Origin of the sequence: Catenuloplanes nepalensis, assembly GCF_030811575.1 — a bacterium.
GTDB lineage: Bacteria > Actinomycetota > Actinomycetes > Mycobacteriales > Micromonosporaceae > Catenuloplanes > Catenuloplanes nepalensis.
The window spans coordinates 9,467,871-9,489,759 of sequence record NZ_JAUSRA010000001.1 but is presented as its reverse complement, the minus strand read 5'-3'; the positions used below and the strand labels follow the sequence as shown (position 1 = coordinate 9,489,759).

Annotated in this window: 21 protein-coding genes; 6 read left to right on the top strand and 15 right to left on the bottom strand. The window is 72.8% G+C overall.

What is annotated here, in order from left to right:
- Positions 1–76: 76 nt before the first annotated feature.
- From J2S43_RS41345 to J2S43_RS41335, 3 genes are all read right to left on the bottom strand, one after another.
- Entirely contained in the window at positions 77–1,819 is a 1,743-nt protein-coding gene (locus J2S43_RS41345; protein WP_306838847.1) for a substrate-binding domain-containing protein, read from the bottom strand.
- Between the two features lie 250 nt (positions 1,820–2,069).
- Positions 2,070–3,128, bottom strand: coding sequence for a lactonase family protein (locus J2S43_RS41340; protein WP_306838845.1), 1,059 nt, complete (start codon positions 3,126–3,128; stop codon positions 2,070–2,072).
- A 219-nt stretch (positions 3,129–3,347) separates the two neighbouring features.
- A complete protein-coding gene (locus J2S43_RS41335) occupies positions 3,348–4,328 on the bottom strand; it encodes an aldo/keto reductase (protein WP_306838843.1) in 981 nt (326 codons plus the stop codon).
- A 72-nt stretch (positions 4,329–4,400) separates the two neighbouring features.
- Here J2S43_RS41335 and J2S43_RS41330 point away from each other — a divergent pair, with 72 nt between their 5' ends.
- Genes J2S43_RS41330 through J2S43_RS41315 form a run of 4 tightly spaced genes read left to right on the top strand, consistent with a single transcriptional unit; the run spans position 4,401 to position 7,804 of the window.
- A complete protein-coding gene (locus J2S43_RS41330) occupies positions 4,401–5,036 on the top strand; it encodes a GntR family transcriptional regulator (RefSeq protein WP_306839785.1) in 636 nt (211 codons plus the stop codon).
- Positions 5,037–5,040: 4 nt separating this feature from the next.
- The gene (locus tag J2S43_RS41325; RefSeq protein WP_306838841.1) at positions 5,041–5,775 is read left to right on the top strand and encodes a (Fe-S)-binding protein; all 735 of its coding nucleotides are present in this window, start codon (positions 5,041–5,043) and stop codon (positions 5,773–5,775) included.
- Complete coding sequence (locus J2S43_RS41320) at positions 5,772–7,175, top strand: LutB/LldF family L-lactate oxidation iron-sulfur protein (RefSeq protein WP_306838839.1); 1,404 nt, start codon at positions 5,772–5,774, stop codon at positions 7,173–7,175. Before J2S43_RS41325 ends, J2S43_RS41320 begins: the two co-directional genes overlap by 4 nt.
- Complete coding sequence (locus tag J2S43_RS41315; protein ID WP_306838837.1) at positions 7,172–7,804, top strand: LutC/YkgG family protein; 633 nt, start codon at positions 7,172–7,174, stop codon at positions 7,802–7,804. The genes J2S43_RS41320 and J2S43_RS41315 overlap by 4 nt, the downstream gene beginning before the upstream one ends.
- 56 nt (positions 7,805–7,860) lie before the next feature.
- On the opposite strand, the gene J2S43_RS41310 is transcribed toward J2S43_RS41315, so the two are convergent.
- From J2S43_RS41310 to J2S43_RS41295, 4 genes are read right to left on the bottom strand one after another with little or no spacing between them, the layout of a single operon-like run.
- Complete coding sequence (locus J2S43_RS41310) at positions 7,861–8,463, bottom strand: GTP-binding protein (RefSeq protein WP_306838835.1); 603 nt, start codon at positions 8,461–8,463, stop codon at positions 7,861–7,863.
- The gene (locus J2S43_RS41305) at positions 8,444–8,848 is read right to left on the bottom strand and encodes a DUF742 domain-containing protein (RefSeq protein WP_306838834.1); all 405 of its coding nucleotides are present in this window, start codon (positions 8,846–8,848) and stop codon (positions 8,444–8,446) included. The genes J2S43_RS41310 and J2S43_RS41305 overlap by 20 nt, the downstream gene beginning before the upstream one ends.
- Positions 8,838–9,248, bottom strand: a complete 411-nt coding sequence (locus J2S43_RS41300; protein WP_306839784.1) for a roadblock/LC7 domain-containing protein — start codon at positions 9,246–9,248, stop codon at positions 8,838–8,840. Before J2S43_RS41300 ends, J2S43_RS41305 begins: the two co-directional genes overlap by 11 nt.
- 12 nt (positions 9,249–9,260) lie before the next feature.
- A complete protein-coding gene (locus tag J2S43_RS41295; RefSeq protein ID WP_306838832.1) occupies positions 9,261–11,882 on the bottom strand; it encodes a nitrate- and nitrite sensing domain-containing protein in 2,622 nt (873 codons plus the stop codon).
- Positions 11,883–12,142: 260 nt separating this feature from the next.
- On the opposite strand from J2S43_RS41295, the gene J2S43_RS41290 reads away from it, so the two are divergent.
- Both J2S43_RS41290 and J2S43_RS41285 read left to right on the top strand, forming a co-directional pair.
- Positions 12,143–12,739 (top strand): hypothetical protein, encoded by a 597-nt coding sequence (locus J2S43_RS41290; protein ID WP_306838830.1) that lies wholly within the window; start codon positions 12,143–12,145, stop codon positions 12,737–12,739.
- A 12-nt stretch (positions 12,740–12,751) separates the two neighbouring features.
- A complete protein-coding gene (locus J2S43_RS41285; RefSeq protein ID WP_306838828.1) occupies positions 12,752–14,623 on the top strand; it encodes a hypothetical protein in 1,872 nt (623 codons plus the stop codon).
- Positions 14,624–14,991: 368 nt separating this feature from the next.
- Here the strand turns inward: J2S43_RS41285 and J2S43_RS41280 are convergent, their stop codons facing one another.
- Genes J2S43_RS41280 through J2S43_RS41245 form a run of 8 tightly spaced genes read right to left on the bottom strand, consistent with a single transcriptional unit; the run spans position 14,992 to position 21,239 of the window.
- Complete coding sequence (locus J2S43_RS41280) at positions 14,992–16,374, bottom strand: LysM peptidoglycan-binding domain-containing protein (RefSeq protein ID WP_306838827.1); 1,383 nt, start codon at positions 16,372–16,374, stop codon at positions 14,992–14,994.
- A 23-nt stretch (positions 16,375–16,397) separates the two neighbouring features.
- Positions 16,398–16,838 (bottom strand): pilus assembly protein TadG-related protein, encoded by a 441-nt coding sequence (locus J2S43_RS41275; protein WP_306838825.1) that lies wholly within the window; start codon positions 16,836–16,838, stop codon positions 16,398–16,400.
- The gene (locus J2S43_RS41270) at positions 16,835–17,278 is read right to left on the bottom strand and encodes a TadE/TadG family type IV pilus assembly protein (protein WP_306838823.1); all 444 of its coding nucleotides are present in this window, start codon (positions 17,276–17,278) and stop codon (positions 16,835–16,837) included. The genes J2S43_RS41275 and J2S43_RS41270 overlap by 4 nt, the downstream gene beginning before the upstream one ends.
- Positions 17,275–17,736, bottom strand: coding sequence for a TadE/TadG family type IV pilus assembly protein (locus J2S43_RS41265; protein ID WP_306838821.1), 462 nt, complete (start codon positions 17,734–17,736; stop codon positions 17,275–17,277). Before J2S43_RS41265 ends, J2S43_RS41270 begins: the two co-directional genes overlap by 4 nt.
- Before the next feature lie 10 nt (positions 17,737–17,746).
- Positions 17,747–17,968, bottom strand: a complete 222-nt coding sequence (locus J2S43_RS41260) for a hypothetical protein (RefSeq protein WP_306838819.1) — start codon at positions 17,966–17,968, stop codon at positions 17,747–17,749.
- 27 nt (positions 17,969–17,995) lie between these two features.
- The gene (locus tag J2S43_RS41255; protein WP_306838818.1) at positions 17,996–18,886 is read right to left on the bottom strand and encodes a type II secretion system F family protein; all 891 of its coding nucleotides are present in this window, start codon (positions 18,884–18,886) and stop codon (positions 17,996–17,998) included.
- Positions 18,883–19,791 (bottom strand): type II secretion system F family protein, encoded by a 909-nt coding sequence (locus tag J2S43_RS41250; RefSeq protein WP_306838816.1) that lies wholly within the window; start codon positions 19,789–19,791, stop codon positions 18,883–18,885. Before J2S43_RS41250 ends, J2S43_RS41255 begins: the two co-directional genes overlap by 4 nt.
- Positions 19,788–21,239, bottom strand: coding sequence for a TadA family conjugal transfer-associated ATPase (locus tag J2S43_RS41245; RefSeq protein ID WP_370881826.1), 1,452 nt, complete (start codon positions 21,237–21,239; stop codon positions 19,788–19,790). The genes J2S43_RS41250 and J2S43_RS41245 overlap by 4 nt, the downstream gene beginning before the upstream one ends.
- Positions 21,240–21,889 lie beyond the last annotated feature (650 nt).

The following is a 21,889-nucleotide window of genomic DNA, read 5'->3' as shown; positions in this document are numbered from 1 at the left end:
GATTACCGCCAGTTCCGCCGTACGGTGGAATTTCCGCTGGCCGGACGGTTTGCCCGAGGGCGACGGTGGCTCCGGATCAGCCGACCGTCGCGGCGCGGGAGGCGATCGCCTGGAGGAAGATCTCGTCGATCTTCGCGGGGTCCTGCGCGACGAACGCGCCACCGCCGCCGGCCTCCGCGATCGTCTCCAGCTCCTCCTTGTTCACCTCGTTGCCGATGCCCACCAGGATCACCCGGACCGGCCGCTTGGCGTCGGACTTCTCCTTGAGCTGTGCGACCAGCTCCTCGCGGCTGATGCTGTTCGCGTCCTCGTTCTGGCCGTCGGTGAAGAGCACCACCGAGTTGACCTTGTCGGCCTGGTAGCCCTCCTGGACCGCGAGGTATGACGCGAGCACGGTGTCGTAGAGGCCGGTGGCGCCGCCCTCGACCGGCTGGACCTCGCCGAGCGAGGCCTGCAGTGCGTCCTTCTGCTTGCTGAGCTGGCCGATCGGGACCAGCTCGCGGTAGTCCCGGGAGCCCTGCAGCTCGGTGGAGAACACCCAGACGCCGAGCCACCACTCGTTGTCGAGCAGGCCCAGGCCGCGGCCGGCCGCCTCGACCATCACCTGGTTACGCGTCTTGCCGGCGGCCGTGGGCACCGTGCCGAGCATCGAGCCGGAGACGTCGAAGACCACCAGCATGCGGCCGGGCGACGTGATCGCGGTCCAGCTGGCCAGCGCGCGGCCGATCGCGGCCGCGTCCAGCCCGTTCGCCGCGCCGCCGCCACTGGCGGGCGCGGACGCGGCGATCGCCTCCGGGCTGGGCGCGCCGGTCGGTGCCGCGAACCCGCCGCCCGCGGTGCCGTCGGAGGAGCGCAGGCCGGCCTTGGCCAGCGAGTCACGGTAGGCCGGGCTCGACGCCAGCTCGCCGAAGAGCAGGTCGGCCGCGTTGTTCTTGGCCGCGTCCGCCTCGGGCATCACGGCGAACGGGTAGTCCAGCGCGACCGCGGCCGGCTCGACGTAGAGCGCGGCCAGCGAGACCGGGGGCTGGGTCGCGTTGTACGCGATCACGTCCTCCTCGGAGAGCGCGGCCAGCCCGACCCCGTTGGCCAGCGCGGCCGGGTCCTCGGACTTCGGGAACTTCGCCATCAGGTCGGCGCGCAGGTTGGACCGGTTCAGCGCGAGCGTGCGCAGCACACCCACGCGGGCCGCGTCGTTGCCGTTGCCGGCCGAGGCCTGCCCGAGCGCGAGCAGACCGGCCAGGCCGGAGGCGTCCCGGGCCGGGTCGACGATGCCGGTCTTCAGCGGGGAGTCGCTGCTGGTCATCTGGCCGAGCAGCTCGGACCACTGCAGCTTCTTCTCCGGCCAGCCGACCATGGTCTTGGCCAGCGGCTCCGGCATGGCCACGACGACCGGGCTGGTCGCGACGGACGCGCCGTTGAGCGGCTGGAAGCCCGGTGCGGCCTGCTCGAGGCGCTGCAGCCAGGTGGAGGAGTCCGGCACCCAGACGTCGGGGAGCACGGTCGCGCCGCTGCCCTGGCCGACGCCGGTCAGCGTGGTGGCGTGCTTGGTGGCGATGGCGGCCGCGATCTCGACCGGCTCGGCGGCCTGCACCGTGACCTCGAGGCAGCGGCCGTCGACGCCGGCACCGGCCGCGACCTTCGCGTCGGCGGCGGCCCTGATCGGCTCGACGATCTCCGGCGACGCCGCGACGACCAGTGGCACCGACCCGGCGCAACTGGGCTGCGATAACTGTCGGTAACCAAGGTAGGAGCCGGAGACGACGGCAACCAGGGCCATCGCCGCGGCGATGGCACCGGCTCCCCGAAAGCTGCTGTTCATGCGATGGCGGCCTGGCACACGCCAATACTCCGCACGATCGCGGCCGAACGCCACAGACGTTCGGTCGAAAGTTACGGAGACGAAACCGATCTATGCCAGCAAAATCACTCTTCGTAATTGGTTGGTTTCCGCGTGTCGGCAAATTCGGTAAGACCGGCACAGTAGTTTAGGAAAGCTTTAAGGTTGCCGTCCAGACCCCATCACGGTGATCGTTCTCCGAATCGGACACGACATTCCCGAAAAACCATGATCAAGCGCGAAGAACGCATGTCGGGCTGCCGAGCTCCAGCACAGCACCGCCGAGAGCGGGGATTCCGGTCTCCGGGTCGAGGCGGAACGTGATGACGGTGTCCGATCTCTCGTGCGCCACGTAGAGGAACTCCGATCCACCGGGCTCGATGCTCGGCATGATCGAGAAATGGCGCGGCCAGACACCGCCGGACGGCACCTCACCGATCAGTGCGGGAATGCCGGAAGTCTCATCCAGTGCGAAAACGGCAATCGTGTCGGCTCCGCGGTTGGCAACGTACCCGAAACGTCCGTCCGCGCCGAGGCCGATCTCGGAGGGCTGCACCGTGCCGTCCGCGCCGCTCGTGCGCGCCCGGCCGAGCTCACTCAGCGTGCCGTCCGCGGCCGCGTCGTAGCCGGTGATCGAGCCGTCCAGCTCGCCGACCACGTAGAGGCGGCCGTCCGCGCGGGCCAGGTGCCGGGGGCCGGTGCCGGGGCGCACGTGGAACGGCGCGGGCGGCGGCTCGAGCTGCCCGGTCGACGGGTCCAGCCGGTACGGGAAGAGCCCGTCCACGCCGAGGTCGATCACCCAGACCCGGTCGCCGTCCGGGTCCGGCGTGGCCATGTGCGCGTGCGGCCCCTCCTGCCGGTCCTCGACCGGGCCGGTGCCGGAGTGCTGCCGCAGGTCGGTGCGCTCGCCCGGCACGCCGAGCAGGTCGAGCGGGTGCACGGAGACGCTGCCGCTGCCGTAGTTCGCGGTGACCAGGTGCCCGCCGTCCGCGGTGACGGCCAGGTGGCACGGTGCCTCGCCGCCGGTGGGCTGCTCGCCGAGCAGCGTCAGGTCGCCGTTCTCCGCGATCGCCCACGCGGTGATCCGGCCCTCGGTCAGCTCGCCGGCCGCGTAGAGCACGGGCAGGCGCGGGTGCCGGGCCAGGAACGAGGGGGACGGCGTGGCGGCGGCCAGGCGCGGCGCGGAGAGCTCGCCGGTGCGCGGGTCGCGGCGGGCCACGGAGATGCCGTCACCCCGGCCGCCCGCCTCGGAGGTGTAGCAGCCGATGAATACGAGTTCGCCGTCGCTCATGATCCCGATGAAACCAGAGTTGCCGCTGGTGCGCTCGGCAGGGCTTCCGCGATGCCCGCCGACCTCATGATCCAGGCGTCCCCCGGGTCGCTGGAACGACGTGGGGCACCTGGATCATGGAGGCTTATTCAGCACGTTACGCGCCAACGGCGCTGGCCTGCGGCGACGCGGCGTCGGCTCGCCCCGCTGAACAAGCCTCATGGTGCGGGAGCGAGCTGATCACGGAGTGGGGACGTGCGCGGGAAGCAGGTTCTCTGCCTTGAGCGCGGTCCACAGCTCCGGCGGGATCGGCAGCGCGGTCATCGCCACGTTGTCGTCGACCTCGGCCGGCGTGCGGGCACCGCAGACCACGGCCGCCACGGCCGGGTGGCCGAACGCGAACTGGAGCGCGGCGGCGCGCAGCGGGACCCCGTACCCCCGGCAGATGTCCTTGATCTTGATGGCCTGACCGAGCCGGGCGTGTGCGGCGGGCGCGTAGTCGAAGCGGGCGCCGGGCCGCGGGTCGGCGAGCAGGCCGGAGTTAAACGGCGCGGCGGCCAGCACGGAGATCCCGCGGCGCGCGGCGAGCGGCAGCAGGTCGTCGAGCGCGGACTGGTCCAGCAGCGTGTAGCGGCCGGCCACCATGACCGCGTCCGGGCCGGGCGCGCCCGTCGCGCGGATGAACGCGGCGAGCATCGGCGCCTGGTTCATCCCGATGCTGATCGCGCCGACCGCGCCGGATTTGCGCAGCTCGGCCATTGCCGGCAGCGCCTCGTGCAGCGCAGGCAGGTAGTGGTCGTCCGGGTCGTGCAGGTGCAGCAGGTCCACCCGGTCCAGGCCGAGCCGTTCCAGGCTCTCGGAGACCGAGCGGCGGATTCCGGCGGCGGAGACGTCGAACGTGGCGCGCGACGACGACTCGGTCCACGTCGGATCACCCGCGTCGCCGGGGACGACGAGCCGGCCGGCCTTGGTGGAGAGCACCATCTGGTGACGGGGTTTGTCGCGCAACGCGGCGCCGGTGCGCCGCTCGGAGAGGCCGTGTCCGTAGAGCGGGGCCGTGTCGAACAGGCGGATGCCACGCTGCCAGGCGCGGTCGATGACGGCCGTGGCGGTCGCGTCGCCGACCGGGGCGTAGAGGCCGCCGATCGGCGCGAGACCGAGGCCGAGGCGGGTGACCAGGACATCGCTGCCCCCGAGCCGGATGCGTGCCGCCGGGTCCATGGCCTTCTCCTTTGCGCCGTAGATCCTATAGGATCTGCCTTCCGTGTTCCCGCTCACACAGATTAGGTGCCGATGCAGCCGGTCAGGAGACTCACGCTCACCGATGACGTGTACACGTCGGTGCAGACGCTGATCATGGATCACGCGGTGGCGCCGGGCGAGAAGATCAACATCGACGCGCTGGCGCGCCGTCTTCAGGTCTCCCCCACGCCGGTACGGGAGGCGCTGGCCCGCCTCGAGTCCGACGGCCTGGTCCGCAAGCGGGCGCTGGTCGGCTACACCGCGTCACCACTTCTCAGTCGCGCGGAGTTCGAGGACCTGGTCGAGATGCGGCTGCTGCTGGAGCCGGCCGCGGCGGCGAAGGCGGTGTACGCGGACGATCTGCGCGCCGAGGCCGACCTGCCCGGGGAACCCGGCTCGCCGGGCTTCGCCGGGATCGCGGAGTTCACCGCGCAGGACGCCCGGTTCCACCACCGGGTCGCGGAGCTGTCCGGCAACGGGATGCTGCGCGACGCGATCGTCCGGCTGCGCTCGCACCTGCACCTGTTCCGGCTCAACTTCCCGCAGAGCCACTACGGGACCAGCGCGGCCGAGCACCACCGGATCGTCGACGCGATCGCGGCCGGTGACGGCCCCGCGGCCGGGGCGGCCATGCGTGACCACATCACCGCCGCCCGCGAGCGGCACCTGCCCTACTTCGGGAGCTGACGCCGTGCGGATAGCGCTCTTCATCACCTGCGTGAACGACCTGATGTACCCGGACACCGGCAAGGCGGTGGTGTCCATCCTGGAACGGCTCGGGCACACCGTCGACTTCCCGGCGGCACAGACCTGCTGCGGGCAGATGCACGCGAACTCCGGCTACCGCGCGGAGGCGATGCCGATGGTGCGCGGCTTCGTCGACACGTTCCGCGACTACGACGCGGTGGTGGCACCGTCCGGCTCCTGCGTGGCGATGGTGCGGGATTCGTACCCCCGGCTGGCTCTGGGTGATTCTGATCTTGAAAGCGGCGTGGCGAAGGTGGCGCCGCGCACCTATGAACTCGCGGAGCTGCTGGTCGACGTGCTGGGCGTGACCGACCTGGGCGCGGTCTTCCCGCACACCGTGACCTATCACCCGACCTGTCACGGGCTGCGGATGCTGCGCCTCGGCGACAAGCCGCTGGCGCTGCTGCGCGCGGTCCGAGGGCTGGAACTTCGAGAACTGAGCGGCGCCGAGGAGTGCTGCGGGTTCGGTGGCACGTTCGCGCTGAAGAACTCCGGTGTCTCGTCCGCGATGCTGGCCGACAAGTGCGGCGCGGTGGACGACACCGGTGCGGAATACGTCGTGGCCGCGGACAACTCCTGCCTGACGCACATCGGCGGCGGGCTGTCCCGGCGCGCGACGTCGACCGCGAAGCCGATCCACTACGCCGAGATCCTCGCCAGCACCGGGAGCACATCGTGAACGGGACCGGGAACATCGTCGCGCTGAAGCCGTTTCCGGACGCGGCCCGGCTGGAGCTCTCCGACGCGCAGCTGCGGGCCAACCTGCGGCGCGCCACGCACACGATCCGGGACAAGCGGCTGCGCGTGGTCGGCGAGGTCGACGACTGGGAGGAGTTGCGCCGGGCCGGTGCCGCGATCAAGGACGACGTCCTCGCCCGCCTGCCCGAGCTGCTGGAACAGTTCGAGGCGGCGGCGACCCGGGCCGGCGCGGTGGTGCACTGGGCACGTGACGCGGCGGAGGCGTGCGAGATCGTCACCCGGCTGGTGCTCCAGACCGCGGCGCGCGAGGTCGTCAAGGTCAAGTCGATGGCCACCCAGGAGATCGGGCTCAACGAGGCGCTGGAAGCGGTCGGGATCGAGGCGACCGAGACCGACCTCGCGGAGCTGATCGTGCAGCTCGCCGGGGACACGCCGTCGCACATCCTGGTCCCGGCCATCCACTACAACCGCAGCCAGATCCGGGACATCTTCCTCTCGAAGATGCCGGGCGTCCTCGCGGGGCTGACCGATGATCCGCCCGCGCTCGCCGAGGCGGCCCGGAAGCACCTGCGGGCGAAGTTCCTCAGCGCCACGGTCGGTGTCTCGGGCGCGAACTTCGCGATCGCGGAGACCGGCACGCTGGTCGTGGTCGAGTCCGAGGGCAACGGGCGGATGTGCCTGACCCTGCCGGAGACGCTGATCTCGGTGGTCGGCATCGAGAAGATCCTGCCGTCCTTCTCCGAGCTGGAGGTGTTCCTGCAGCTGCTGCCGCGCTCGTCGACCGGGGAGCGGATGAACCCGTACACGTCGATGTGGACCGGGGTGACGCCCGGCGACGGGCCCCGGACCACGCACATCGTGCTGATCGACAACGGGCGGACCGCCGTTCTGGAGGACGAGGTGGGGCGGCAGGCGCTGCGGTGCATCCGCTGCTCCGCGTGCCTGAACGTGTGCCCGGTCTACGAACGGGTGGGCGGGCACGCGTACGGGTCGGTCTACCCCGGGCCGATCGGCGCGATCCTGTCGCCGCAGATGACCGGCGGCGGGGCGAACAAGACACTGCCGTACGCGTCGTCGCTCTGCGGTGCCTGCTTCGACGCCTGCCCGGTGCGGATCGACATCCCCGAGGTGCTGGTCCACCTGCGGCAGAAGGGCCCCAAGCCGGCGGCGGAGCGGGCCGCGTTCCGCGCGCTCTCCTGGATCATGCGGGACCGCCGCCGGTACGCCGCCGCGCTCCGGGCCGCCCGCCGGGGCAGCGCGCCACTGCGCGGGTTCGGGCGACTGCGCCGGCTGCCGTGGCCGGCCTCGGCGTGGACGGACAGCCGCGACGTGCCGCTGCCGCCGAAGCAGACCTTCCGGGAATGGTGGACCAAGCGATGAGCGACGCGCGTACGGAGATCCTGGCCCGCGTCCGGGCCGCCCGCCCCGGCTCGGCGGCGCCGGTGCCCCGCGACTACCGGCGGGACGTGCCCGGCATCGACGTGGTCGAGGTGCTGGTGGACCGGCTGGTCGACTACAAGGCCGGCGTGCACCGGGCGGCTGCCGCGTCGCTGGCCGATGTGCTCGGCGGCCTGCTGGCCACGTCGTCCACCGTGGTGGTGCCGCCCGGCCTGCCGGCCTCGTGGCTCACCGGCCCGGTCCTGCGCGACTCCGTCCCGGTCCTGCGCGACTCCGTCGCCGAGCCGATCTCGGTCGCCACGCTGGACGCGCCCGGCGTCACCGTGGTCACCGGCGCCGCGGTCGCGATCGCGGCCACCGGAACGCTGATCCTGGACGCCGGCCCGGATCAGGGCCGGCGCGTGCTCAGCCTGGTGCCGGACCACCACGTCTGCGTGGTGTGGACCGATCAGATCCTCGGCGGCGTGCCGGCCGCGCTAGGCCGGCTCCCCGACCCGACACGGCCGCTGACGCTCATCTCCGGCCCGTCCGCGACCAGCGACATCGAACTCAACCGGGTGGAGGGCGTGCACGGCCCGCGCCGGCTCGACGTCGTCATCGTGGAGCGCTGAGCACGCGACCCCTTGCTCAGCCGGCGGCGAACAGCTCGTGGAGGACCTCGGCCTGCCTACGAGGGCGCTCCGGCCAGGCTGAGGCCGCGGCGCTCCGCGACGTATTCGACCAGCGCGATCAGCACGCTCTTGCCGGAGCGGCGGTCCCGGGCGTCGCAGAGCACGATCGGCACCTCGGGGTCGAGGTCGAGCGCGGTCCGCAGCGCGGCCTCGGTGATCTCCTTGTGGCCCTCGAACATGTTGACCGCGACCACGAACGGCGTGCCGCGCTGCTCGAAGTAGTCGACGGACGGGAAGCAGTCCGCGAGCCGCCGGGTGTCGGCCAGCACGACCGCGCCGAGCGCGCCGAACGCCAGCTCGTCCCACAGGAACCAGAACCGGTCCTGGCCGGGCGTGCCGAACAGGTAGATCTGCAGGTCCTCGCTGATCGTGATGCGCCCGAAGTCCATCGCGACCGTGGTGGTGCCCTTCTGCTCCACGCCGAACGTGTCGTCCACGTCCAGGCCGAGGCCGGTCAGCACCTCCTCGGTCTGCAGCGGCCGGACCTCGCTGACGGAACCGACCAGCGTGGTCTTACCGGCGCCGAAGCCACCCGCGATCAAAATCTTGAGAGCCGTCGGTACGGTGACCGACTGCTCGTCATAGCGCACGGAGCCCATTAACAACCGCCTTGAGGATGTCTTCGTCATGCCGGCGAGCCGCGGGCGGCTCGTACATCGAGATCAGGTCGGCGGCCAGCAGGTCACCGAGGAGGACCCGGATCACGCCGAGCGCCAGGTTGAGCTTCGCGGCCACCTCGGCCACCGAGAGCGGCTCACGGGCGGCGGAGATGATGGCGCGCTGCTCCGGGCTCAGGTGGGCCGGCAACGCGTTCTCCCCCACCCGGGAGACGACGAACGCGACCAGGTCGAACCCGCCGGCGACCGGGCGCACCCGGCCCCCGGTGACCGCGTAGGCGCGGACGACCGGGCCAGCGTCGTCGTCCATCCAGTGCGTGTCCGGCTCGTCCGGCCGCCGGGGCATGTCCGGTGGTCTATCCCGCATCGGTGTGCACCCCCGGGGTTCGCTGGGTGGCGGTCATGGTCTGCCCCACCCGGGTGACGAGCATGGCCATCTCGTACGCGATCAGGCCGATGTCGGAGTCCGACGCGGCCAGGACGGCGAGGCAGGCACCCGCGCCGGCCGCGGTCACGAACAGGTACGCGGACTCCATCTCGACCACGGTCTGCCGCACCGGACCGGCGGCGAAGTGACGGCTGGCGCCCTTGGCGAGGCTCTGGAAGCCGGCCGCCATCGCGGACATGTGCTCCGCGTCCTCCCGGCTCAGACTCCGCGACGCGCCCATCAGCAGGCCGTCGGAGGAGAGCACCACCGCCTGGTGCGCCGTCGGGACCCGGTTGATCAGGTCGTCGAGGAGCCAGTTGAGGTTGACGGAGGAGGTCATCTGCTGTGCCACTTATGCGTCCCTGTCTGTCACCTGGTGCATGTTGTGCTCTGCCGCGTCGTTCTCCGCGGCCGCGCTGGACTGCACGGTCGTCGGCGTCCCGACCGCGGGGATCTCGGCGTCCGGTGCCGGCGTCAGCACCGCGCCGGGCGGCGGCGTCGCGGTGGCGCGCACGGCCTCGCCCCGCTGCTCCGGGACCGGCTGCCCGGCGGTCATCGCCTCGGCCGCGCGCCGGCCGCGGTTGGTGCCCGCCTGTAGCGCGGACATCAGACTGCGAACCTGATCGGGGCTCCGCGGTGCGGCCTCCGCGGGCACGGGCTGCGCCGCGGCGCGCCCCGGGCGGAGCTGCGGTGCCAGATGTGCCTGGCGAACGCGCTTGGGCAGTCCGTCCATCGTGGTGGTCTCCTCCGGGTCGTCCCCCGGGTTCGCGTCCGTCGTCTCCCGCCCCGGCTGCGGCATGGCGAGCGTCGGCGCGTCCTCGCCGTCCTGTGTCGTCTCATTCTCCGTGTCCGATGTGACCGCCGCGATCGGGGCTGCCTTCCGGCGTTTCGTCGACCGGCGGCCGGGCAGTTCCATGCCATCGACCACGACCGTGCCGATGCTCTCACCCGTGGGCCGGGCGCTGCGCGCGGGCTCGATCTCGCGGGGCTTCACCGCCGGGCGGGCGTCGACCGCGGTGCGGCCGTTCTGCGACGGGGCGGCCGGCTGCGCCACGGCGAACCGGGGCAGCGACGGCTCGACCACGGTGACCAGCTCGCTCGGGACGAGCACCACCGCGGAGACGCCACCGTACGACGAGACGCGCAGGCTGACCTGGATCTGGTGGCGCGCGGCGAGCTGGGCGACCACGAAGAGGCCGAGGCGGGCGCTGTTCGCCGGGTCGAACTCCGGCGGTTCGGCGAGACGGCGGTTCGCGTCGGCCAGCTCCTCCGGCGTCATACCGAGGCCGCGGTCCTCCACCTCGATCGCGTAACCGTTCGGCACCGTCTGGCCGCCGACCCTGACCCGGGTGTGCGGCGGCGAGAACGAGGTGCCGTTCTCGATCAGCTCGGCGAGCAGGTGGATCACGTCGCCGACCGCGCGGCCGACCACCGCGATGTCGTCCGCCACGCCGATGTCGACGCGCGCGTAGTCCTCGACCTCGGAGACCGCGCCGCGGACCACGTCGATCATCGGCACCGGGTTGCGCCAGCCGCGGCCGGGGACCGCGCCCGCGAGGATCACCAGGTCCTCCGCGTGGCGCCGCATCCGGGTCGCCATGTGGTCGACGCGGAACAGGTCGGCCAGCTCGTCCGGGTCGGTGACCCGGCGCTCCATCCGGTCCAGCAGCGCGAGCTGGCGGTGCAGCAGCGTCTGGCTGCGCCGCGCGATGTTGAGGAAGACGTCGTTGAGGCCGCGCCGCAGCGCCGCCTCGTCCACCGCGGCCTGCACGGCGGTGCGCTGCACCTCGGTGAACGCGTTGCCGAGCTGGCCGATCTCGTCGGTGCCGAACTCCAGGCTGCGCGTCTCCGCGGCCACGTCGACCTCGTCGCCGCGCCGCAGCCGGCCCACCACCTCGGGCAGCCGGTGACCGGCGAGATCGGTGGCGGCCGCGCGCAGCTCGGTGAGGCGCTTGATCAACGACCGGCCGACCTTGACGGAGATGACCAGGGACAGCACGATCGCGGCCAGGCCGAGCAGACCCGCCACACCGAGCAATCCGAGGGTACGGACGGCGAGCGGGACCGCGTCCTCGGCCGCGCGGTCCGCGGTGAACTGCTCGAAGCCGCGCAGTTGCAGCGCGACCTGGTCGTAGGTGCGGGTCCACTGGGTCAGCCCGATCGGCACCGCCTTGCCGTCCGCACCGGACGTGATGAGCGTGTTCTCCATGCTGTTCATGCGCTCGAAGACCGGCGATTGGATCAACAGGTTGTAGCGCTGCCGCGTCTCCGCGTCGAGGTCGGCCACGGCGGTGTCGTACAGGTACCGATACGTACCGATTATCTGCACCAATTGACCGTGCTCGCTGATCTGGAACTGCCCGGCCGTGGACGCGCCCGCGACCAGCGCGTCCACCTGGCCGAGCACCTCGCGGGCCTGGCCGAGCTGCGCCATCGCGTTCGCCCGGCGGCTGAGCACCGGGTCGTCGTACTGACTGACCAGGTCGAACACCTTGAACATGTCGCCGATCACCGCGCTGTAGAACCGTAGCGCGCCCGGCTTGTCCACCTCGCGCGAGTCGATGAACGCCCGCTGCCGCGCGATCGCGTCCAGCGACGTGTAGGCGGTCTCCAGCCGGCGGCCCAGCTCCTCACCGGCATCCGCGTGCCCCGCCGAGCGCTCCCGGAACGCCGCCATCGCGGCGTCCGTGCGCTCGCGCTGCTCGGTCAGCGCCACATTGTCCTGCCGCGCGGTGGGCGTGCGCGCGCTCCCGGCCAGATAGACCAGCGACAGCCGGCGCTCCTGCTGCAGCTCCGCCACCAGCTCCTCGCCGGGCCGGCCGACCCGGTCGAGCACGTCCTGCGACGCCAGCAGGCGCATCGCCGGATCGACGGTCAGCACGGTGGCGAAGACCCAGAGGGCCAGCAACGCCGCGATCGGCACCGACACCAGCGCGATGATCTTCGATCGGATTGACCAGTTCCGGATGTTCATCAGACCTCGTCCGCTGAGGGGTTCGGCAGGGCCGACGCAGCACCTTCCCCGGTGGGCAGGATACGTAATCGACGGCGCGCGCACTACCTCGCCGGTGGTGCAAGTAGACGGACAGGGAATGCGACACCGCGCGCTGACCAGGAGTGATCAGGCATTGATCAACCTTTCGGTCAGCTCCCCGGCGGCCCGCCCAACAAACCCGCGGAAGGTGGATTGGGGATCACGTTCCGCCGGGCATTAGCCCGGGGAAGGAGGAAACCATGTCCGGTACGCAGATCGCCGTCCTCATCGTCGTCGCCGTCATCGTGCTCGCCGTCGCGGCCGTCGCCGTCTTCCTCGGCCGCAACCGCTCCCGCCGGCGGCTCCAGGAACGCTTCGGGCCAGAGTACGACCGCATCGTGGAAGAGTCCGGCAGCCGCGAGGCCGCCGAGAGGGAGCTGCTCGAACGCGAGCGCCAGCACGCCGAGCTCACGCTGACCCCGCTGCGCGCGGAGTCCCGCACCCGGTACACCGCGGAGTGGGAACGGGTCCAGGCCATGTTCATCGACTCGCCCGTCGCGGCGGTGGCCGAAGCTGATGAACTTGTGACCCAGTTGATTGCCGAACGCGGATATCCTACGGAGAACTACGAAGAGCAGCTCCGCCACCTCTCGGTCGAGCACGCGAACACGCTCGGCCACTATCGGGACGCGCACGAGATCAGCGTCGCCAGCGCCCGTGGTGAGGCAAGCACCGAGCAGCTCCGCAAGGCCGTCGTTCACTACCGCGCACTCTTCGGCGAGCTGCTCGAAGCCGATCCGGTGCCGCCGACCTCTCCCGCCAGCTCCTCTGAGAACACCCACACCAGCCACCGGTGAGGAGATCTTCCGATGCGTTTCTTCCAGAGCGAGTCACACTCCAAGCCTGACGACAACACCGACGAAGGCGCGCCCGGCGACAACGCCACCGGCACCGGCACCATCCACTCCGAGCCGGTGCCGGTGCCGCGCAGCTCCGAAGAGAACCACGTGAGCGACGGCGACACCCACCGCGCGCCGGACGCCGCCGACCGGCCGCACCTCTCCGGCGGATTCGACGACACCGACCGGGACCCCACCGACAGTGACCTGGACGGACACGACGACGCGGACCGGGCCGCACCGGCCGGCGGCGACGTGGCCGCGGACCGGCCGCACATCTCCGTCGGCTCGGTCGACACGAACCCGGCCGACACCGTCCCGGACGACACCGACAACAACGGTCGCCCGGACGACACCGACAGGAACGGTCGCCCGGACGACGAGACGGACAGCTCGGTTCGGACCGGCGAGCCGGTCGACGCGGAGGTGGTCCCGGACGCCGGCACGGCGCCGGAGGCCGCCGAGGCCCGGCGGGACGACGAGGAGCCGGTGTTCGTCGAGCCGGTGCCGCAGGAGACCGCGTTCGGCGCGGCCACGGTGGGTGGCGCGGTGGCCGCGTCCGAGCAGGCCGCGCGGCGCGAGATCACCGAGCCGGACGCGACGGACACGGTGCCGGCGTTCCCGGCCGAGCCGACGGACGCGTTCGGCACGCCGGTCTCCGTGGGGTCCCCGGCGGAGTTCCACGGCGCCGGCTCTCCGCACGACGCCGGCGATGCGCCGGAGGCCGGCGCGGCGCAGTCTCCGCACGACTTCGGCCGCGCCGCCGACGAGACGGGTGACGAGACGGGTGACGACGAGACGCGGTCGGCGCACGTCGTCGAAGCCGCCGACGCGTCCGATGACGTCGCGGCGCAGTCGCCACACGAGTGGGGTCGTGCCGTCGATCCGTCCGATTCCCCGTCGGAGTTCGGCCGCGCCCACGACGGCACCGACTCGGACGGCGTGACCGGCGCTGACACTGACGCTGACCGGGAGGGCTTCGGACCGGCGGACGAGCGTGGCGCCGAGCCGGTCGAGGGATTCGGCCCGGCCGGTGCGGCGGACACCGGCGAGACCGGCACGGACAAGCCGCTCCGGGCCGAGGGCGTGACGGCGAGCGAGGGCTTCGGCGCCGCCGACGGGACCGAGCGTCTCGCCGACGAGGACCGGCCCGAGGAGCAGCAGTCGCACACGCACGCCGCCGAAACCGCGGCACTCGGCGTCGCGGCCGGTGTGGTCGCCGGCGCCGCCGTGGCGGGCGCGGCGGTCAAGGATCGGGACCGGACCACCACCGGCCAGGACCGGGACGGCGACGGCCAGGCCGACACCGACACGACCGCGACCGACCGGAACCGTGACGGCCAGGTCGACACCGAGACCATCGCGAAGGACCGGGACGGCGACGGCTGGATCGACGCCGAACCGATCGCGAACGACCGGGACGGTGACGGCCGGACCGACGGCGAGCCGATGACCGCGGGAGGCACGGCCGCGGTGCCGATCGAGCCGATCCCGGTGCCGGCCGACGCGGAGGAGACGCCGGCCACCGTGGACGAGCCGGTCGAACTGCTCCCCGGCGACATCCCGGAGCAGCCCGCGCTGGCCGCGTTCTTCAGCGAGGGAGCCACCGGCGACTTCCGCGACCGGTGGCGCGAGGTCCAGCTCCGCTTCGTCGACGACCCGGCCCAGGCCGCCTCGGATGCGGGCACGCTGATCGACGAGGTGGTCGCCGCGCTGAACGCAGCCGTCACCGAGCAGCGCGAGGCGCTCGGCGGCACGTCGTCCGGTCAGGGCGACACCGAGCAGCTCCGGGTCCTGGTCCGCCGCCAGCGCGACTTCCTGGACCGCATCCTCGGCCTCTGACCCTTCTCGCACCCGTGCGGCCGCCCCGATCCGGGGCGGCCGCTTCGCCGTCCGGACCGCCGCCACCAGTCGCGCAGCCGCCGCCAGTCGCGCCGCCGCCACCAGTCGCGGAACCGCCACCAGTCGCGCAGCCGCCGCCAGTCGCGCCGCCGCCACCAGTCGCGGAACCGCCACCAGTCGCGCAGCCGCCACCAGTCGCGGAACCGCCGCATCATCGGCCGAACCCACCGGCGCCGTCACAGCAAGCCCTCACTTCATCGGCCGAAGCCTCCGATGCCGTCAGCGACAAGGCCGCCACTCCGCCGATCGCACCCTCCGGCACCGCCAGCGGCAAGCCGCCACTCCGCCGGCCGGAGCCTCCGGCGCTGTCAGTGGCGGGGGCGGCGGCGGTCGCGGAGGCCGAGGAGCGCGCCGACCTGTGCGCCGACCACGGCGGCCGCGGCCAGCACCGCGGAGACCGCGAGCGGGAGCGGGCCGCGGTCGTTGCCGTCCAGGCCCTTGGCGCCGTTGAGGCCGCCGAGCGGGTCCTCGCCGTGGTGCGCCGGTGGCGGGACCGGCGTGGTGTGGCCGCCGGGTGCGTCGACGCCGGGAGCCGGCGTCGACGGCGCGGCCGTGCTCGATCCGGGCGCCGGTGCACCGGGCGCGGACGTGCCGGGCGCGGCCGCCTCGGGCGCGGGCTTCTCCGGAGCCGGTGCGGGCCTCTCCGGAGCCGGTGCGGGCCTCTCCGGAGCCGGTGCGGGCCTCTCCGGAGCCGGTGCGGCCGCGCCGCCCTCGGCCGGGGCGGTGGCCGGTGGTGGCGCGTCGACGAGGCCGGTGGCGTGCTCGCGTACCCCCCGGTCCTTGGCGTTCTCCGGCAGGTGCAGGAAGTCGCCGACCTGGATCATGTCGGGGTCCGAGATGCCGTTGAGCTGCGCCAGCTCCGGGTAGCGCTCGAAGTCTCCGAGGTAGCGGTCCGCGATCGTGCCCAGGTAGTCGTCCTGCTCGACCCGGTAGACCGGCTCGCCCGGCTGCGCCTCCTTGGCCGGTGCCCGGTAGGCCTGGCCCCCGGCCTCCCCCGCGGTGTTCCCCGCGGCCGCGTGCATCGGGTCGGTCCCCGGCGTACCGCTCCAGGGCCCCTCATCCCACGCGTTCGGCGCGCTGAAGCCGGCCCCGACCAGGTCCGGCGTGGCCGGACGCGCCGGTGCGGGATCCGTTGCCGCCGGACGCGCCGGTGCGGCACCGAAACCGGCGGTGTACGTCGGTGCCGCGCTCTGGTAGCCGACGTGCAGCGGCGTGTCACCGGGGATGCCGATGCTCGGCGCCGCCGCGGGCGCGAACCCGCTGGCCGGCGCGTGCGTGGCGCCGAGGCCGAGCGCGGACGCGGAGGCCGCGGCGCCGGTGGAGACGATCAGCGTGACGGACGCGAGCAGCGCGGTCGCCATCCGCTGCTGGGTGCGCATGCCGGGCAGGTGCGGCGCCGGCACCCGCAGGATCATCGCGCAGAGTTCGATCAGCACGGACAGCGCGAACGTGAGCCAGCCGAGCCAGCCCACGAGTGCGAGCGCGCGCAGGAAGAGCTGCCCGTCGTCCGGGCTGGTCAGCGTGCTGATCGCGGCGTCCAGCGTGGGCAGCTGGTCCGGGATCGGGTTGCCGGCGACCGCGTAGAGCGCGACCGGCGCGCCGCCCAGCAGGCCGACGAGCAGCACGAGCCCGGCCAGTCCGGTCGCGATCCGCCCGATCCTCCGCGGTACGGAGATCTGTGTGCTGGTCATGCCCCGTCGCCTTCTCTCGTGGGTCAGATGTCCTCGTCGGTCAGGAGTTCCGCGGTGGCGCTGCCGTTGACGGCGACCGTCTCCGGAAAACCGAAGACCGGCAACATCACCATCTGGTACGTCATCTGCACGTCGACCCGCAGACAGCGCGCGGTGTCGGCGCATCCCGCCCCCCGGGTGATCCAGGTGGCGGTGCCGGCGACCCCGGCCCGTTGCAGGTAGGCGCGCGCGGCCACCGCGGCCGCGTTCATGTCGACGACCTTCTGGCCGCCGCTCATCGCCGCCTCGACGTTGATCTGCTGGCCGCCGGCGCGGGCCGCCTCCGCCGCCAGGTTGTTGGCGCGCTGCAGCGTGCGCAGCCGCCCGGACGCGTCGAACGAGAGACCGATGATCACCAGCACGGCGAAGAGCGTGATCGCCAGGAAGATGCTGACCCGGCCGCGGTCACGACCATCGAAGATCATGACCGGCTCCGGTACGTGTCGAGCACCGACTCGTAGCGGGCCTGCCGCATGCGGTTCCCGGGTACGCCCGGGAAGCCCAGATCCGCGAACGAGATCACGCACGTCACGGTCACCACCACGGACGCGGGCTGGCCGACCGGCGTGGCGAACGCACGGGTCAGCGAGTTCGGTGCACCGTAATCGATGAAGTTCGCGTTGACACACGTCAGGCCCTGCTGGGCGAGGGCGTCCTGCGCCGCCGCGCGCGCGGCCGCGTCGGCGTCGGTCACGTTCCGGGCGATCGAGGCGGCCCGGGCGGCGTCGTGCGCGGCCAGGTCGACCGCGTTGGCCGCGGTGGCGGTCCGGCCGACCACGAACGCGGTCACGATCAGCGCGATGAAGGCGGGTGCGAGGATCGCCACCTCGACGGAGACCGACCCACGGTCGGCGCGGCGGATCACGGGGCGTCTCCCGGCCCGGTGAAGCGCTCGATCGGCCCGCTCGCCGACTGGGTGACCCTGATCGTCCAGCCGGGGATGATCGAGAGCGCGTTCCCGGCGACGTCGCAGCTGACCACTCCGTTCGGCTCGTCGACGACGACGATGACCTCGGGTTCGGTGAGCCAGTCCCCGGCGGTCTGGATGAACGCGAGCGCGCCGGCCTGGCCGGAGCCCTCGTCCGCGTCGTACAGGCGCTGGGTGCTCACCGCGGTCTGGGCGGCGGAGAGCGCGGTCGCCCGCGCCATGTAGACCGCGGCGATCTGGATGGCGCCGAACAGCATGAAGAAGATGACCGGCATCAGGATGGCCAGCTCGATCGGGGACGCACCGCGCTGCGCCCGGAGCCGGCTCCGGGCGCACACCGCCCGCGTGCGGTCCCGGCTGGACCGCACGCGGCGCGGAGCGGTGTGCGAGATCATCGGCGACCGATCAGGGCACTGCCGGTGCCGCAGGCAGTCCCCCGGTGGGGTCGTCCATGTACTCCAGGGCCTTGTCACCGGCCCAGGCGAGGACGCCGATCGCGAGGATCGCGAGTCCGGCGATGATGATCACTGTGGAGACCGGGCTCTCGCCGCGGTCCCGGTTCTCGGGGCTGTTGAGCCGCGCGAGCCGGGTGGTCACGGCGACGTATGCCGCGATGAGCAGAGGCATTGCGGGCCCTCCCTTCGGGGGTTGTGGTCAGACCCTGGCCATGAACGGAAAGAGGATGAAACCGAGCAGGATGAACACGAGCAGGGCACCGGGGATGTCGAGCCGACTGGTGACGCCCTCGGCCCGGGCGAGCGCCTCGGTCCGGATCTGGTCGCGTAGAGCGTCGGCTCGGCTACGCAGGGTGTCGTGCACCTGCGCGCCCTCGGTACCGGAGGACTGCATGATCGCGCCGACGTCGCCCAGCTCGGGCACGCCGATGCGCTCGGAGAGCTCACGCAGTTCCTCCCAGGGGGAGCGCATCTGCAGCTGTGCGATGTGCAGCGCCTCCCGGATGCGCTCGAACACCCAGCCGTCGCAGATCGCGGCGGCCTGTTCGAGGGACTGGACCGGGCCGTGCGCCGCCGAGATCTGCAGCGCGACCAGGTCCAGGTAGGTGCAGACGGCCCGGCTGAACTCACGGCGCGCGCGTTCGGCCTTGGCCAGCACGTCGTGGTGGGTCAGCCAGGCCGCGCCGGCCGCGCACAGCAGGCCGGCGAAGACCGGCACCACGAAGGGCAGCCGGATCCCGGCCGCGGCCATGAAGGTCAGCGAGACGACCGGCGCGACCAGGCCGACCAGCGCGGAGACCAGGATGGACAGCGCGTACTGCTCCGGCGTACGGCCGAGCAGGTCCAGCTCCTGCTGCGGCGGGCGCAGCCAGCGGGCGAGGCCGCCGAGCCAGTCCAGGCGCCGGCGGCGGCGCGTCTCGGCGGCCGGTGCGCGCGTCTCCCGGTGCAGGCGGCGCAGCGCGGGCGCGAGCGCGGGCGTCGCCGGGAGCAACTCCCGGACGAACAGGAACACACCGGCGCCGACGGCGGCTCCTCCGCTGACCGCGATCGCCAGGTCGGTGTTGAGTACGAGGCCGAACGGGGCGTTCACCGGGCCACCTCCTCGACCCGCGGCGGGTTGAGGAAACGCGGCACGACCGGCGGCATGCTCATCCCGCGCACCCAGGCGAGGAGCGTCACGAACGCGGCGCCGAGCGAGCCCATGATGATCTGGCCGACCGTCGACGCGTACGGCCGCATGTAGTCGGGGTTGAGCAGCCCGACCACGAGCACCAGCAGCGTCACGCCGGTCAGGAAGCGGACCGCGAACCGCGGCTGCGTGCGTTTCGCCTCCACCTCGCGCCGCGTGGCGACGTCGGCCGCGGCACCGGTCGCGATCGAGGACAGCACGTCGCTGAGGCGCTCGCCGCGGTCCGTGAGGTGCAGGATCAGCGCGGCCACCACCTGGTCCGCGACCGGGTCGCCCATCTCGTCCGCGAAGAGGAGCAGCGCGTCCCGCGGGTTCTCTCCGGCGCGCAGGCGGGCCGCGAGCGTGCGCACCTCGTTGTTGATCGTGTCCGGCGCGGTGGCCGCGGTGCTCACGATCGCCTGCTGCAGGCCCTGGCCGATGTTGGAGACGTCCTTGAGCCGGCGGGTCCACTCCCCGAGCGCCTCGACGCGCGCGATGCTGCGCCGCTCGGCCCGGCCCACGGTGAACAGCCAGGGCGCGCCCGGGATCGCGATGCCCACCAGCACACCGGCCACCGGCAGGCCGGTGATCAGCCAGGCCAGCGCACCGCCGACGAATGCGACGACGATGATCGCGTGGTGCCGGCGTCGTCCGGACGCGCTCGGGTCGGCCCCGTTCCACAGGTGCCGCATCCGCCTCGACAGCGGCGACTCGGGCCCGCGCGGGCCGGGCCGGCCGAAGATCGCCACACCGGCCAGGATCAGGCCGCCGACGATCGCGGCGCCGGCCAGCGCCGCGATGAGCGAGAGACTCGCGGTCTGGTTCATGACGCCGGCCTCAGCAGGCTCACCCGGGGCCGGCGCCACGCGCCGGTCTTGGCGTCGATATACCGGCTGAGCAGGCGCGAGTCGTAGCCGATGCGCAGCAGCTGGTCGCGGACCCGCTCCGGCAGGTGCATCGGGATCGCGCGGCCGTCCCGGCCCGGGCCGAAGATCGTGGTGGTGGAGAGCCGGCCGCCGTCGCCCATGCCGATCACCTCCTCGACGTGCGAGACGAAGCGGTGCTTGCGGCCGCCGATCGCGGTCTCGTCCTCGACCGTGACGTAGACGATCAGGTCGAGCGCGTTGCCGGCCATCCGGCGGGCCATCTCGACCGTCATCTCGCGGCCGTGCGAGAGCGCCAACTCGATGATCCGTTCCAGAACACCGCTCGACGTACGCGCGTGGATCGTGCACATCGAGCCGCGGCTGGTGGTCATCGCCTGGAGCATCGGGACGATCTCCCGGGACCGGACCTCGCCGACGATGATGCGCAGCACGCCCATCCGCAGCGACAGCGGGATCAGGTCCGCGATCGTCACCTCGCCGGCCGGGCGTCCGTCCGGCCCGCGCTCGCCGTGGCCCTCACGCGCCTCGAAACTCATCACGGCCCGGTGGTAGCCGTTCTCGTCCCGGGCCGGCAGCAGTTCGCGGCTCTCCTCCAGCAGCACGAACGGCTCGTCCGGCGCGATCTCCCGCATCAGCGCGCGGATGACCGTGGTCTTACCCGCACCGGCCAGCCCGGCGACCATGATGTTCAGGCCGGCGTGCATGGACGCGCGGAGGAAGTCGCGCAGCAGCGGGTCGAGCATCTCGTCCAGGTCGGCCCGGCTGCCGGCGATGTCGTCCAGCGTCACCTCGAGCGTGTTGTGCCGCCGGATCACCGCGTACGGCCGGCGGCTGACCAGGTACACCGCGGCGAGCCGGCTGCCGTCCGGCAGCTGCAGGTCGAGCGTGGGCTTGGAGGTGGACAGCGACCGCTCGGTGGCACCGGCCCGGCGCGCGGCGGCCTGAATGGTCTCGATCATCTCCTCGTCGCTGTCCGCGATCGGCTCGCCCCAGTCCACGCCGCCACCGCGCCGGGTGATCCGCACCCGGTCGCAGCCGAGCACGTGCACCTCCTCGATGGTCGGGTCGGTGAGCAGCCGCTGGAGCCGGCCGAGACCGACCATCTCCGCGGTCACGAGGTCGAGCAGCACGCGTTCGTCGGCCGCGGAGATGGGCGTACCGGTGCGGCGCTGGCCGTCCGCGTACTCTGCGACGACCGCGACCGCGAGCTGGTCCCGTTCGCGCCGCTCCTCCTCGGGCGTGAGGTTCTGGCCGCGCTCCAGGACCGTGATCCGCTCGCTCAGCCGCCGGCGCAGCTCCCTGACCACGGACCAGTCCCGGCGCGGCGCGCCGGTCGGTGCGGGCGAGACCGGCGGCGCCATGGTGGCGCCGGCCGGCTGCGGCGCGATGTTGAACGCCTGCGCCGGGAACGCCGGGTGCCCGCCGTTGGCCGGCGGGTTCCCGTTGGCCGGCGGCGCCGGGCGAGGATCCTGGGACAGTGGCTCAAACCGCACGCGGCAGCTCCTCCGTGATCGGTCCGTCCGGGGCGGGGTGCGACCCGTTCGGGGTTCCGTTCCTGGTGGGTGGAGCCGGCGGCGATGCTGGCCGGGACTGTTGCTGCGGCACGTGCGGCGCCCACTGCGACGCCGGCGCGGGCTGCTGCGGCACCGGTGTCTCCTGCCGCGCACCCGAGGACGCCGGTGGTGCGGCCGGGGACGTCGGCGGCCCCGGCCGGAGATCCGGCGTCGCCTGGTGCGACGCGGACGACGCCGACTGCCCGGCGGACGAGACCTGCTGCGCCGCGGAGGAAGCCTGCTGCGCGGCGGGCGGTCCCTGCTGCGCGGCGGGCGATCCCTGCTGCGGCGTCGGCTGACCGTTCCGCGAAACGGGCGGTACCTGCTGCGCGGCCGCATGAACCTGCTGCTGCGGAGCCGTGGGGATCTGGTGCGAAGCCGGCGCGGCCTGGTGCGAAGCCGGCGCGGCCTGGTGCGAAGCCGGCGCGGCCTGGTGCGAAGCCGGCGCGGCCTGGTGCGTCGCGGGCGGGGCCGGCTGTGGCATG

Bases quoted from the DNA above. Each gene is read 5' to 3' on its own strand.
- J2S43_RS41345 (WP_306838847.1), bottom strand. From the start codon at position 1,819: ATGAACAGCAGCTTTCGGGGAGCCGGTGCCATCGCCGCGGCGATGGCC.
- J2S43_RS41340 (WP_306838845.1), bottom strand. From the start codon at position 3,128: ATGAGCGACGGCGAACTCGTATTCATCGGCTGCTACACCTCCGAGGCG.
- J2S43_RS41335 (WP_306838843.1), bottom strand. From the start codon at position 4,328: ATGGACCCGGCGGCACGCATCCGGCTCGGGGGCAGCGATGTCCTGGTC.
- J2S43_RS41330 (WP_306839785.1), top strand. From the start codon at position 4,401: ATGCAGCCGGTCAGGAGACTCACGCTCACCGATGACGTGTACACGTCG.
- J2S43_RS41315 (WP_306838837.1), top strand. From the start codon at position 7,172: ATGAGCGACGCGCGTACGGAGATCCTGGCCCGCGTCCGGGCCGCCCGC.
- J2S43_RS41310 (WP_306838835.1), bottom strand. From the start codon at position 8,463: ATGGGCTCCGTGCGCTATGACGAGCAGTCGGTCACCGTACCGACGGCT.
- J2S43_RS41305 (WP_306838834.1), bottom strand. From the start codon at position 8,848: ATGCGGGATAGACCACCGGACATGCCCCGGCGGCCGGACGAGCCGGAC.
- J2S43_RS41300 (WP_306839784.1), bottom strand. From the start codon at position 9,248: ATGACCTCCTCCGTCAACCTCAACTGGCTCCTCGACGACCTGATCAAC.
- J2S43_RS41295 (WP_306838832.1), bottom strand. From the start codon at position 11,882: ATGAACATCCGGAACTGGTCAATCCGATCGAAGATCATCGCGCTGGTG.
- J2S43_RS41290 (WP_306838830.1), top strand. From the start codon at position 12,143: ATGTCCGGTACGCAGATCGCCGTCCTCATCGTCGTCGCCGTCATCGTG.
- J2S43_RS41285 (WP_306838828.1), top strand. From the start codon at position 12,752: ATGCGTTTCTTCCAGAGCGAGTCACACTCCAAGCCTGACGACAACACC.
- J2S43_RS41280 (WP_306838827.1), bottom strand. From the start codon at position 16,374: ATGACCAGCACACAGATCTCCGTACCGCGGAGGATCGGGCGGATCGCG.
- J2S43_RS41275 (WP_306838825.1), bottom strand. From the start codon at position 16,838: ATGATCTTCGATGGTCGTGACCGCGGCCGGGTCAGCATCTTCCTGGCG.
- J2S43_RS41265 (WP_306838821.1), bottom strand. From the start codon at position 17,736: ATGATCTCGCACACCGCTCCGCGCCGCGTGCGGTCCAGCCGGGACCGC.
- J2S43_RS41260 (WP_306838819.1), bottom strand. From the start codon at position 17,968: ATGCCTCTGCTCATCGCGGCATACGTCGCCGTGACCACCCGGCTCGCG.
- J2S43_RS41250 (WP_306838816.1), bottom strand. From the start codon at position 19,791: ATGAACCAGACCGCGAGTCTCTCGCTCATCGCGGCGCTGGCCGGCGCC.